The sequence below is a fragment of the Kamptonema formosum PCC 10802 genome (genome assembly GCF_000332335.1).
Classification (GTDB): Bacteria; Cyanobacteriota; Cyanobacteriia; order Cyanobacteriales; family Oscillatoriaceae; genus Oscillatoria.
In genome coordinates, this window is sequence record NZ_KB235948.1 from 5,621,009 (window position 1) to 5,633,365 (window position 12,357).

The following is a 12,357-nucleotide window of genomic DNA, read 5'->3' on the forward strand; positions in this document are numbered from 1 at the left end:
TCGGGGGTGGGTTTTTTAGATATGGGGTATTTTGAGGCTTCTCCGTTGGGGGATAACACCATTCCGACTCAGCTCCCACTGCGGGATGTTCGGTTTACCGCATGATAACTTACGGAAAACCGAATAAAAAGTGCGGCAGTGCGGCAGACAGCCGTCACCCCTCTCCCGAAATGCCAGCAGAAGGGGGATTTCACCATTCCGAATCAGCTGCCACTGGCGGTATGTTCGGTTTACCGCATGATAAATTACGGGAAACCGAAGCATAGGGGCTACCGGCTGCAGACAGCGGTCACCCCTCTTCCGAAATGCCAGCAGAAGGGGGATTTCACCATTCCGACTCAGCTGTCACTGGCTGTATGTTCGGTTTACCGCATGATAAATTACGGGAAACCGAAACAAAAGTGCAGATCTAACATGGATGAGTAACGGGAGTTGCACGCCCAACACAGAAAAAAAACTGGCCTCTGGAAGCCTACCCCCTCCCCCCAAGCGGGGAAGGGGAGAAAGAGATGGGGGGTTCGACTGATGGACCTCCGAGCTCGACTGATGGACCTCGGAGCTCGAACGATGGACCTCCGAGCTCGAACGATGGACCTCCGAGCTCGAACGATGGAGCTCGGAGAACGCCGAGTCGTGTCTCTATATAGTGATGGAGATTATCGACAGACAACCGCTCAAAAACTGACCTCTGAAAGGACTTCCCCCCCCTCTATTCTCTTGGCCCTCTAAGAAAGTAAGGAAGCCGTATGCCGGAAGGATTCGCGCTTTCTTGCCGCGCGTCCTGTGGCGGTTCGTTACAAACGCGCAGGTGTGCCTCACATGAATTCCAGTAGATCCACGCAAGAAAACCGGCTCAGCGCAGGATTATGATTTTTATCAAATCGCACCATGACTGGCGACATCTATTATTATTTCAAAAAACTGGCGGTCAGTCTCTCAATCACTTGTCAGGGCGGACAGTCTGGGTTTTTCGTCCTCAATTCAGGAGTCAACTATTATGGATAACTATCAGCGAGAGTTGCGTCGCGACGCCGCACGGTCTTTTTTCGAGTCGTTAGACAAGTTGCAGGACAATTTGCAATTGGGCGACCGGCAGCAGGCTAAATCTCAGGAGCAGTCTGGGATGGGCAGTCAAAGCAAGCCTCAGAGAGGGAGACCGGCGCGGTTCACATTTGCGGATTTGGAACAAGCAGCGGCTGACATTGAGGAATTTTTCCAAGAGCGGAATCGGTTGCCCACAGAACCTAAGGACTGAAACGCGCTTGGCGCTGAGCTTCGTAGAGGATTGCCGCCGCCGCTATCGCCACATTCAAAGATTCCACACCGGCACTCAGGGGAATTCGCACCTGCCGGTCGGCTAGGGCTAGTAAATCCGCTGACAGACCGGCACCTTCGTTGCCCAGCAAAATTAGGGTCGGCTGCCGGTAGTCCACTTCCCAGTAAGTGAGTGCGGCGCTGCCACTGGTGGCCACCACCCCGACGCCTTGCTCCTGGCAGCGGCGCACCTCAGCGCTCAAATCTGGACTCACCGCCACCGGCAGCCGGAACCAGGCTCCTGCGGACGCTCGCAGCACTTTGGGCCCTTCTGGATCGGCGCTGTCATCGCTCAGGCACAAACCGCTCGCGCCGGCGGCGGCGGCAGTGCGGATAATCGTGCCGAGATTGCCGGGGTCTTGCACCGTTTCCAAGGCCAGTGCCAGACCCGTTTGCGGCACCTGAAACTCAGCTTCCCGCTGTGACGCCGCTGCTACCACCCCGTCCGGGTGAACCGTGGTGGCCATTGCTTCTAAGACCTCAGGGCTTACCAGCTCCCACCGGCTCGCCCGCTGTTGCGCCAGCTCCCACAGCTGCCGGTGGGCCTCCGCCCACTTGGGCGTGCAGCAAACCGTTTCCAGCGGATAGCTGACCGCGCAAGCTTCCTCAAGCAGGTGCGTCCCTTCCAAGAGAAACAGCTGCTGCTCGCGCCGCCCTTTGGAGGCGTGCAACTTGCGGAAAAGCTTTACCAGAGGATTTTGAAGGCTGGTCAGCATCGGTTAGGGGTTTATCAATAAGCTGTTAGGCGTTTAATCTGCTTCTCCGCCATAAGGGACAGGGCATCTAGGAATGATTTACCAGCCATCCTGTAAACTCGGCCATGAAATTATTGTGCAAATTAAATATGCAATATTTTAATGGTTCAAGGGCAGGCGAGACGCCTGCCCTACGGCAACCTCTTTTGCTGTCGGGAGATATCTTGGGCGAATCCGCCCTTACTGGCCTTGTTATGCGGAACCCGGGACTTGAACCCGGAAGTCCTTGCGAACACTAGAACCTGAATCTAGCGCGTCTGCCAATTCCGCCAGTTCCGCGTCTGTGGTGTTAACCACCTGACAATTTCTTATGATGCAGCAGGAAATTGTATTTGTCAACCCCCTGAGCAAAAATTTTTTTTAGGGGGGGGGGGGGAGGTAGGGGACCGGCAACTTTTTTGGGCTGTCCCCTGGACATATGACATGTTTCCGGTAAAATCGGAACCAACTGTGAAATCACAGCTTATCCATCGATTCCGGAGGGTACGGCCATTTCTTCCTCACTTAGTATAACAGATAATCACGCTTCTCCCGCAGACAAGTCCGTGCTTCAAATCTGGGGCCGGTCTCCCCTGCAAGGCCATGTGCGGATTAGCGGGGCCAAAAACGCTGCCTTGGTGGTGATGGCCGGCGCTTTGCTGTGCCCCGAGGACTGCCGCCTGCGCAATGTTCCGGATCTGGCAGATGTGGCTCGCATGGCGGAAATTCTCTCCGCCCTAGGGGTGAAGTTAGAGCGGCACGGGGACATGATGGACATCAATGCGGCTGACATCGGCCACTCACAAGCCCCCTACGATTTGGTGAGCCAGCTGCGGGCGAGTTTCTTCGCCATTGGGCCCATACTGGCGCGGCTGGGAGTGGCCAGCATACCGCTGCCGGGAGGCTGCGCTATCGGTGCCAGACCTGTTGAGATCCACGTCCGGGGCTTGCAGGCGATGGGAGCTGATGTCCAAATAGAGCACGGGATGGTGAATGCCTGCGTCAGCGGGCCTTCGCGGAGGTTGCGGGGAGCCAAAATTTACCTGGACTACCCCAGTGTCGGGGCGACAGAAACTTTGATGATGGCGGCGACTCTGGCAGAGGGAGAAACGATCCTGGAAAATGCCGCTCAAGAGCCTGAAGTGGCGGATCTGGCCAATTTCTGCCGGTCGATGGGGGCCTCAATTCACGGTGCGGGGACTGGGACGATTGTGATTTCTGGGGTGCGGAGCTTGCACTCGACAGATTACAGTATTATTCCCGACCGGATAGAAGCGGGGACATTTTTGGTGGCGGGGGCGATTACCCGTTCGGAAATCAGCCTGTCGCCGGTGGTGCCGGAACACCTGACTCCTGTAATCTCTAAGTTGCGGGATATCGGGGCCACAATTGTCTCGGACGAGCCTGGGATGCTGCGGATTATTCCAGAACTGCACCAGAAAGCAACTGATATTAAGACGCTGCCCTATCCGGGTTTTCCCACGGACATGCAGGCGCAATTCATGTCCCTGCTGACGCTGTGCGAGGGGGACAGCACCATTACAGAGACGGTGTTTGAAAATCGTCTGCGCCATGTGGCGGAGTTGAATCGCATGGGGGCGGACATTCGCGTCAATGGCAATCTGGCAATTGTGCGCGGGGTGCCTCTGCTGTCAGGTGCGCCGGTGGTGGGTACGGATCTGCGGGCTTCTGCGGCTTTGGTTATCGCTGGACTGGGGGCAGAAGGCAAAACGACTATCCAAGGATTGCAGCACTTGGATCGGGGGTACGAGAAGCTGGAGGTTAAGCTGCAGCAACTGGGCGCTCGCTTGCAGCGGGTGCCGGCTGAGGCTGATGCTGAGGCTGATGCTGAGAAGCCGAGCGCCCCACCGGCAGGCGAGCCGGCCCAATCGGCATTAAACTAGAGGAGTGGAACTGTTTACCTGGTTGAACGCACCGGCATGGACTTTTTTAAGACACCGCTGATCGGTCTGAAAGCAGACCACTTCCGCCATCCGCTTGACTTGGAAGCGACTAACGCTCTCAAGCAGCTGCCCGGTTTAGACCTGTTGGTGCGCAACCTGCTGGGCCCACTGGGTGAGCAGTTTTTTTACCTGGAGAATATTGCCTCTAGTGTTCTCGTCAGCGAACAGCAGCTGCCCCATCTCCACCACCTGCTGCTGGAAGCTGGCAAAATTCTGGATATTGAGCCGCCCCAGCTTTATGTGCGCCAGCATCCGGTTCCCAATGCCTATACGTTTGCCATGCGGGGGCGGCAACCTTTTATTGTCCTGCACACTTCTCTGATCGAGCTGCTGACACCGGCAGAGATTCAGGCGGTGATCGCTCACGAGCTTGGCCACCTGAAGTGCGACCACGGGGTTTACCTGACGCTGGCCAACTTGATGGTGCTGGCAGCGGGCCAGCTGCCGTCCTGGGGCGGTTTTATCGCCCAAAGCCTGCAAGCTCAACTGATGGAATGGTTGCGCTGTGCGGAATTTACTTGCGACCGGGCGGCTCTGCTGGCCACGCAAGACCCGAAGGTGACGATCTCTCTGCTGATGAAGCTTGCCGGCGGTTCCCCAACTCTGGCTCCGCAGCTGAATGCTGAGGCTTTTCTGGCTCAAGCTCGCGCTTACGATCAAACCGGCACCAGCCAGCTGGGCCAACTGCTGAAGCAGGCCCAGACAGCTGGCCTGACTCACCCGCTGCCGGTGCTGCGGGCCAGAGAAATAGATCGCTGGGCGAGCAGCAAAGATTATGAATCCCTGTTGCAAAATCGAAAAGTTGTGTATAATGAGAAGAGTGAACCCAAGGGCGGGTGGCGAAACTGGTAGACGCATCAGACTCAAAATCTGACGCCGAGAGGCATAAGAGTTCGATTCTCTTCCCGCCCACTCCTGAAAAGGGGGAACCCCAACCTCCAACCCCCTCTCCCACAAGGGGAGAGGGGGAGCAAGAGAGAAAGGCGTAGCACAGGCGTCTCGCCTGTGCCGTTTGATTAGATGAGGTTAAGGACAATGGCTCAACGACTGAAAAACTGGGAGTCGCCTCGCCGTGAGGGGCGGAACTCCAAGGGTAAAGGTGGCTCCGCACGAGCGCGACAGCTCAAGAAGCAGCAGCAGATGATGCGGAACAAGCTGAAAGGGGAAACCCAAAGCAAAAATCAAGGAGGGAAGAGGACACCGGTTCTCTTCCCTTTTTGTTTGCCGGCAGCCGGCACCTCTTGTGAGGCGGGCGTGGGAGCTGGCTAGGAAAGCCAGACTCACAAGAATGCCCTACCACACCGGCGTGAAATCCTGAGCGCCAATCAGGTTGGATTCCACGCCCTGGAGGAACATTAACACTTCGCCGGTACTCGCCAGACAGATATTCGTGCCGGTGCTCCCAGAGGTAATGGACAGTTCAGAGAATTGGAAACCTTTGCGCAATGCCATCAAATCTGTGCCATCTTCAAAGTCGGTGATGGTTTCACTGCCGTTGTTTTTTCCTAATGAAAAAAGGTCGCGCCCGCTGCCACCAATGAGGGTATCGTTGCCCAGTCCGCTGTTGAGCAAGTCATCACCGGCACCTCCGCGCAAGACGTCATCTCCACTGAGTCCGGAAAGGGTGTCATTCCCGCCCTGACCGTTGATAGTATCGCTGGAGTTATCGAATCCGTGAGTGAAATTATTCAGGTCGTTGAGGAAAGTGGTGGTGTTTTCCTGGTAAATGGTGCGGTTGAATGGCAGTTCAGAATTGATGACATCGAAGCCATCTTGATTTTCGGTTTCTCCGTCAAACAAGATATTCCCCAAATCTGCATCAGATCCCGTGGATTTGAGTATGTTATCCAGGTTTTCTAGAGCAAAGTTTTTCAGGGTGACAGAGGTGTCGGGAACTCCCTCGAATGAGACAGTCAAGTCGGCACCGTTTTGAGTCAGGAGCATGTTGCTGGCGGTTAAACCGGCACCATCAAATTGCAAGATATCGGCAGCGGCTATAGTGGCTTGACTGGGATTGCCGCCCCTTCCCACACCGGCAAAATCTGTAATAATATCAGCGCCGTCTCCCCGCCGGATGACAAATACGTCGTTTCCGCGCCCGCCGGTGATTGTGTCGCTGTCAAAAAGGCCGATTATGGTGTCGCTGCCGGCACCGCCATCGATGCTGTCGTTTCGGGCGCTGCCATAGAGTGTATCATTTTCGGCAGTGCCGGTCAAGGTTTGTCCGGCAGCCGGTTTAGCGGCGAGAATTTGGCTGTCTAAAGCTGCGCCGGTGTTTTCCGCAACGGCTTGCTCAATTGTCTTCGTTCCCGCTGTGACTTCTTGCAGGTCTTTGGTGATTTCACCGAGGGTGATGACTTGTGCGCGGGCTACTTCTTTGGTAATATTGCTGCCAGTATTGTTGGCTGCGGCTTTGTCGATGCTTTGATTGCTTTCCGCCATGATTTGGGCGGCTTGGGTGGCAGCGCTCAACACCGCCTGCAGGTTGAGATTGGGGTCAATCTGTTGCGCTTTAGTAGCCGCCTCCCGAATCAGTTTGTCTAAGGTTGCAGCGCCGCTTAAATCCAGGGGCTGATCTGTCTGAATTTGAGTGGCAATTGCTCCGACTGCTGCTTGAGTCAGCTGACTCACAGAAGCTGAGGATGCGCCGTCTAGTAAACTGACAATTTGGGTGACGGTGTTTTGCGCTTTAATCATCGCCGAGAAGACTTGAGCGCCACCCGGTTCATTGCTGTTCGTCGCGGCGACGGGATCTAGAATGGCGAGGTCAAGATCAGCCGGCAGTGAGAGTGCGGATTTTAGCTTTGTCTGCGCTTCATCTGGGGTTAAGCCCCGGTCAACTAAGTCTGCCACCACGCTGGTTAACATGGTGACGACAAAGGAATCGGGTAGGGCTGTTATAGGGGTTGCTAGGGGCAAGCCGGTGGCTACATCTGTGCCGCCGGTGACTACAATGCGGCCTTCTTCTGGGTCGAGGGAGCCATTCTGATTGGTGTCGAAGGTATCGAAGTTGATATCGATATCAAATTCGCCGTTTTCAGTGGTAGTGGCAAAAGGTTCACCGGCATCCTGCACCCCATTCTTGTTGGCGTCGAAGAAGGCGGTGCCGCCAGAGATGTAGTTGTCAATACCTAGGCCCCGGCCAACGTTATAGATATGGAATAAGTCCTTAGCTGTAGCGCCAGCTTTGTCTATTGCTTTTACCTCAATCCAGATATCACCTCGCAGCGCCGGAGAGATAGTGAAAGTGCGGGTTGCGGAGTCGAACTGGATTGTGTTGGGCAGGGGGGTTTTTTGAGCCGCAGAGAGCAAAACAGGTGAGTTTGTCCACCCACTAACATTTTGCCAATTCCAATTGAACCCATGAACCCAATTAGCCGTGTATGTCAGGCTGTCACCTGGATCGGAGTCAGTGAAAGTGTTGCTAGCAAAAGTAAACTTGCCGCTCTTCTTTAAGTGATAATTTTTTGTCCACTGAACGCCCTGCAAAAAGAGGGGATTCTTCAGCACCGGCGCGTGATTTATGACTCCCAGGTTAAAGGGAGTGCTGGCGCTAGCACCGGCTTTGTCGGTGGCGGAAACTTTCAGGCTGAGATTGCCGGCATTGGCATTGGCAACTGTCGGTGTGCCGGAGAAGGTGCGGGTTGCGGGGTTAAAGCTCAACCAGCTGGGGAGAGGAGAACCATTCGCCAGAGTTGCCGAATAGGTGAGGGTGTCACCGGCATCCACATCAGTAAAAGTGTTGCTGGCTAACTGGTAGCTGAAGGCGTTCCCAAAACCTGTGGTTTGCGTCGGAATGGCGCTGCTAACAGTTGGCGCTTCATTAACATTCGTGACGCCAAGTGTCAAGTCTTTTTCAAAAGTCTTGCCGCCAATATCGGTGGTTCTCACCCGAATAGTATGGCTGGTGGCACTTTCAAAGTTCAATAAGCTGCCATTGGCAACTTTTAGCTTGTTCCCGTCAATACTGAAGCGTCCGCCGGCGTTATTGAGCAGAGTGTAAGTGTGGCTGTCGTTTGAGTCGGGATCAATAGCAGACAGGTTGCCAATAACCGTGCCGGTGGGGCTGTTTTCGGCAATGCTGTTCTTGCTGAGAGTAATGTCAGTGGGCGCGTAATTTACTCCGGGGTTGACTGTCAGGTTAAAGGGAGTGCTGGCGCTAGCACCGGCTTTGTCGGTGGCGCGGACTTGGAGGCTGAGATTGCCGGCGTTGCTGTTGGTGGGTGTGCCGGTGAAGGTGCCGGTTGCGGAGTTAAAGCTCAACCAGCTGGGTAGAGGAGAACCGTTCGCCAGAGTTGCCGAATAGGTGAGGGTGTCACCGGCATCCACATCAGTGAAAGTGTTGCTGGCTAACTGGTAGCTGAAAGCAGAACCGGCGGTTGTGGTTTGGTTAGAGATGGCATTGGCTACTGTTGGCGCTTCATTAACATTAGTGAGGGTAATTGTAAAGGGTTTCCACGAACTGATTTTGTTGGGAGTCCCGCTATCCGTGGCTTGCAGGAAGATATTGTAACTGCTGAGTGTCTCAAAGTCGAACAGGCTGCCATTGGCAACTTTTAGCTTGTTGCCGTCAATCGTGAAGCGCCCGCCAACGGTATCGTAGAGTTTGTAGGTGTGGGTGTCTGCTTTGTTGAGGTCAATAGCAGACAGGTCGGCAATAACCGTGCCGGTGGGGCTGTTTTCGGCGATGCTGTTCTTGCTGAGAGTAATATCGGTGGGTGCGTGGTTGTATGGACTGACGGTAATGTTAAAGGTGGTGGGGCTAATGTTGCCCCCCTTGCCATCAGTGGCGGTGAAGCTAAAGCTGTCGCTGGTGCTTTTGGTGCCGTCGTGGGTGTAGGTGAGCCGGTTACTGTCAATGTCAGCTTGAGTGAAAGTTTTGTTGCCACTCAAGTTGAGCGCAGTACCGTTGAGCTTGAGGGTGCCGTGCGCCGGCAAAGCCGTCAGGGTGTAAGTAATCGCATCGCCGTCAGCATCTTCTGTTCTGAGGAGGCTGTTAGGAATGGTGGCGTTATTGCCTTCATCCAGGTTTAAGTTCTTGTTGCTGTAAAGAATCGGGTCTGTGTTGGGGGGTAAGTTACTGGCTGGCATAAGATTAGTGTGGGTGATTTGTACAGTGCGGTGGCGCGGCGGTAGGGCTCACCGGCGAGCGCTGGTTCCAGATCCACCGGCTCTCAGTTCCGCAGGGGCGAATCTAAGTGCAGCGCCGGTGCTCGCAATGCCGGTTTGACATCCTCTCTTCCCCCCCCTCCCCGCAAGCGGGGGAAGGGGTTGGGGGGTAGGGTTCCCCAGTTTTCATCACTGTTCTGGTTTGGCGACGCTTTGCGCCAACGACGCCAAGCGGTCTGAGGACTTGGAGCAGCGGTTTGAGGCTATCTCACAGCTGACTCGATTTATCATTTGCGTGAGTCTTGCCGATGAGACTATCTTATCCAGGCTGAGCGGCGCTGTCAAGGGGTGTGCGGAAAAATTTTCCTGGTTTTCTCACAGGAGTGTGAAATTGTGCCGGAGGGCGGGGGCGGAGCCGCTCTCACTCTTATGTTTGCGGCTCGCCCCACCGGCTCTATATGAGATAAGCGAGTCCGAAGAAATCGCACAAAAATGAGTGCCGGTGCGTGATTCCCGGAAAATACCTTAAAGTTGTGGCGACTGAAGGCGGCGTCTCCGGGCGGTGGAGGGCCAACCGGCAGGGGCAATCGCCCCCTAGCCACTCAGCTTAATGATCGACCGCCGAAGGGACACCCAGAGGAAGCTTCTTGACGTCCTTGGCCTCTTTGGCGTCCTTGGCGGTTGATTAGAAGATCAATCAATCATAGGCTAAAGCCCAACTACAAACTGTGGGGCTTTAGCCCAACTGCAAATGGGTGGGGCTTTAGCCCAACTGCAAACGGCTGGGGCTTTAGCCCAACTGCAAACGGCTGGGGCTTTAGCCCAATTGCAAACGGCTGGGGCTTTAGCCCAACTGCAAACGGCTGGGGCTTTAGGCCAACTGCAAACGGCTGGGGCTTTAGCCCAACTGCAAACGGGAAGGTGAAACCCCCTGAGGGTGTCGGCACCGGCAGCCAGCCGGCGCGGATTATTTAAATATTGTTAAAATCCCCCCAACCCATGCCACCAGAGACTATAGTGGTAAATAATTTATTCTTTCATAAAAATGGCTTTAGGAATTGAAGATCGGGAGCGCAAATTTATCACCACGGAGCCGGTGGGCTCAACTGCGAACGGTTCGGCTCAGAAAGTTTGGGATGCTGTCCGCAGCGCCTTTGCTGACAGGAATTGTGTCGGCTACTGGCGCTATCCCATTTTTGCGAAAGCGGGAGAGATGAGCAAGGAGCCTGACATCCTCATTGCCGATAAAGAGCTGGGGGTGATAGTCATTGAGGTCAGCGGTGTCACGATTGACCAAATTGCGGAAATAAACGGCGATCAGTGGAAATTTAAAAACGCTGAAAAACAGGCGGAAAACCCCGCCCAACATGGGAAAAACCAGCTTTTGGCCTTGCTGGCAAACTGCGACCGCGAACCGGCAATCTGGCGCAAAGTCACCGGGCGATCGCTGGTGGCGCTACCGCTAGTGACAGAGGAACAGTGGAAGCAAAAAGGCTTTGATAAATTGCCTAACTGTCCGCCGGTTATCTTCCAAGAGCAACTGGGGAAAGCCGGCTTGCTGGAGCGCATTCAAAAAGCTGCTCCAGCCGTTGCGGGAGAAACCCTGAATGACGAGCAGTGGGGGGTGCTGGGTTCTGCGATTGGGGGAGCGCCGGTGCTGAAAAAACCTCCGAGAAACGCAGATTCTACCAGCAGCAAAAGCCGCTCTGGCGTCATGGCGAGTTTGGAGAAACAGCTGTCTGAGTTAGATTTTCACCAAGAGCATATCGGGAAAGAAATCCCTCCGGGACCTCAGCGAATTCGCGGCATTGCCGGTTCGGGAAAAACTGTGCTCCTCTGCCAGAAAGCCGCTCACATGCACCTGAAACACCCCGACTGGGATATTGCTCTGGTGTTTTTCACTCGCACACTCTATGATTTGATCGCCGGCTTGCTGGACAGGTGGGTGCGCCGGTTTAGCAGCGGTGACGTTCAGTACGACCCAAAAACTAACCCGAAGTTGCGAGTGCTTCACGCCTGGGGCGCTAGCGACCAGCCCGGTTTCTATGGGACGATTTGCGAGTCCCACGGCATCCGCCGGCGAACGGTTCGGGACACATCGGAAAGACTGCCTAACCGGGGACTGGCAGACCTCTGCAAGCGCCTGCTGGAAGAAATAAAAATTGAACCGCTCTTTGATGCGATTTTAATTGATGAAGGGCAAGATTTAGTAGCGGAAGATGATTTAAAATTTGAGGACAAACAAGCGATTTACTGGCTGGCGTATCAGGCTCTGCGACCGGCTGACCCGCAAAATACAGAGGAGCGGCGCTTGATTTGGGCTTACGACGAAGCGCAAAGTTTAGATAGCTTGGCAGTGCCAAAGGCAAAGGAGGTATTCGGCGAGAAATTGAGCAATCTCTTGAGCAAGCAACCGCAATACCCCGGCGGGATAAAACGGTCGGAAGTGATTCGCCGGTGCTACCGCACTCCGGGTCCGATTCTCACCGCCGCTCACGCTATTGGCATGGGATTGCTGCGCCCAGACGGAATGCTCGCCGGCATCACCAATCAAAAAGCTTGGAAAGAAATCGGCTACGAAGTTTTGGGAAATGGCAAGTTTATTTCTGGCCGGCAAATTACCCTGCAGCGTCCGGCAGAAAACTCACCGAATCCGATTCCGCAGCTTTGGGGGAAAGAGGTGTTGGAGTTTAAAACATACAATTCCCGTCAGGCAGAAATGACAGCTCTGGCTGAGAACATCACCCACAACCTCCTAGATGACGGTTTTAAACCCAGCCGGGATATTTTGGTGGTCGTTTTAGGCTCTATTGCTGACGCACCCGAATTAGAAACTCAGGTGGCTGGGTTCTTGATAGAACAGGGCATTGATGTTTATATTCCGACGGCTTTGCAGCTGAACGACCCGCTCCCTGAATGGCCAAACAATAACCCGGATAAATTCTGGCACGATGGCGGCGTTACCGTATCTCGCATTAACCGGGCAAAAGGGCATGAGGCTGATATGGTGTATGTCGTGGGGTTCGATCATGTCGCTCGCAATGAGGATAATGTGAATCTCCGCAACCAGCTGTTTGTGGCTTTAACGAGGGCGCGGGGATGGGCGGCACTCAGTGGCATTGGCAGCTATCCCATGTATGAGGAAATGCGCAAAGTGATAGCGAGTGGGGACACTTTTACCTTTACCTACAAGCGCCCGCCGAAGCGCGATATCGCTGAGGGAGAAGGGATTTAGT

At 54.6% G+C, this 12,357-nt stretch carries 8 protein-coding genes and 2 tRNA genes; 7 read left to right on the forward strand and 3 right to left on the reverse strand.

All coding sequences use genetic code 11. The features are described from left to right. The first annotated feature begins 997 nt into the window (after positions 1 to 997). A complete protein-coding gene (locus OSC10802_RS0124700; RefSeq protein WP_017719454.1) occupies positions 998 to 1,255 on the forward strand; it encodes a hypothetical protein in 258 nt (85 codons plus the stop codon). On the opposite strand, the gene OSC10802_RS0124705 is transcribed toward OSC10802_RS0124700, so the two are convergent. Further along, positions 1,245 to 2,030, reverse strand: a complete 786-nt coding sequence (locus OSC10802_RS0124705) for a TrmH family RNA methyltransferase (RefSeq protein WP_017719455.1) — start codon at positions 2,028 to 2,030, stop codon at positions 1,245 to 1,247. The genes OSC10802_RS0124700 and OSC10802_RS0124705 overlap by 11 nt on opposite strands. A gap of 234 nt (positions 2,031 to 2,264) precedes the next feature. Then, positions 2,265 to 2,348 (reverse strand) — tRNA-Leu (locus OSC10802_RS0124710). Between the two features lie 212 nt (positions 2,349 to 2,560). On the opposite strand from OSC10802_RS0124710, the gene murA reads away from it, so the two are divergent. From murA to OSC10802_RS0124735, 4 genes are all read left to right on the forward strand, one after another. Continuing rightward, positions 2,561 to 3,952 (forward strand): UDP-N-acetylglucosamine 1-carboxyvinyltransferase, encoded by a 1,392-nt coding sequence (gene murA / locus OSC10802_RS41670; RefSeq protein WP_044170193.1) that lies wholly within the window; start codon positions 2,561 to 2,563, stop codon positions 3,950 to 3,952. A 36-nt stretch (positions 3,953 to 3,988) separates the two neighbouring features. Beyond that, positions 3,989 to 4,864, forward strand: a complete 876-nt coding sequence (locus tag OSC10802_RS46615) for a M48 family metallopeptidase (RefSeq protein ID WP_026098771.1) — start codon at positions 3,989 to 3,991, stop codon at positions 4,862 to 4,864. Beyond that, positions 4,843 to 4,924, forward strand: a tRNA-Leu gene (locus tag OSC10802_RS0124730). The genes OSC10802_RS46615 and OSC10802_RS0124730 overlap by 22 nt, the downstream gene beginning before the upstream one ends. Before the next feature lie 123 nt (positions 4,925 to 5,047). Beyond that, on the forward strand, positions 5,048 to 5,281 hold the full coding sequence (locus OSC10802_RS0124735; protein ID WP_017719458.1) for a hypothetical protein: 234 nt from the start codon (positions 5,048 to 5,050) through the stop codon (positions 5,279 to 5,281). Between the two features lie 24 nt (positions 5,282 to 5,305). On the opposite strand, the gene OSC10802_RS44790 is transcribed toward OSC10802_RS0124735, so the two are convergent. After that, positions 5,306 to 9,103, reverse strand: coding sequence for a putative Ig domain-containing protein (locus tag OSC10802_RS44790; protein WP_017719459.1), 3,798 nt, complete (start codon positions 9,101 to 9,103; stop codon positions 5,306 to 5,308). Positions 9,104 to 9,872: 769 nt separating this feature from the next. On the opposite strand from OSC10802_RS44790, the gene OSC10802_RS50950 reads away from it, so the two are divergent. Both OSC10802_RS50950 and OSC10802_RS0124750 read left to right on the forward strand, forming a co-directional pair. Next, complete coding sequence (locus tag OSC10802_RS50950) at positions 9,873 to 10,046, forward strand: hypothetical protein (RefSeq protein ID WP_017719460.1); 174 nt, start codon at positions 9,873 to 9,875, stop codon at positions 10,044 to 10,046. Between the two features lie 120 nt (positions 10,047 to 10,166). Further along, positions 10,167 to 12,356, forward strand: a complete 2,190-nt coding sequence (locus OSC10802_RS0124750) for a DEAD/DEAH box helicase (RefSeq protein WP_017719461.1) — start codon at positions 10,167 to 10,169, stop codon at positions 12,354 to 12,356. The last annotated feature ends 1 nt before the right edge of the window (position 12,357 follow it).

Excerpts from the sequence above, each read along its gene's own strand:
- OSC10802_RS0124700 (WP_017719454.1), top strand. The coding sequence starts at position 998 with ATGGATAACTATCAGCGAGAGTTGCGTCGCGACGCCGCACGGTCTTTT.
- OSC10802_RS0124705 (WP_017719455.1), bottom strand. The coding sequence starts at position 2,030 with ATGCTGACCAGCCTTCAAAATCCTCTGGTAAAGCTTTTCCGCAAGTTG.
- OSC10802_RS46615 (WP_026098771.1), top strand. The coding sequence starts at position 3,989 with ATGGACTTTTTTAAGACACCGCTGATCGGTCTGAAAGCAGACCACTTC.
- OSC10802_RS0124735 (WP_017719458.1), top strand. The coding sequence starts at position 5,048 with ATGGCTCAACGACTGAAAAACTGGGAGTCGCCTCGCCGTGAGGGGCGG.
- OSC10802_RS44790 (WP_017719459.1), bottom strand. The coding sequence starts at position 9,103 with ATGCCAGCCAGTAACTTACCCCCCAACACAGACCCGATTCTTTACAGC.
- OSC10802_RS50950 (WP_017719460.1), top strand. The coding sequence starts at position 9,873 with ATGGGTGGGGCTTTAGCCCAACTGCAAACGGCTGGGGCTTTAGCCCAA.
- OSC10802_RS0124750 (WP_017719461.1), top strand. The coding sequence starts at position 10,167 with ATGGCTTTAGGAATTGAAGATCGGGAGCGCAAATTTATCACCACGGAG.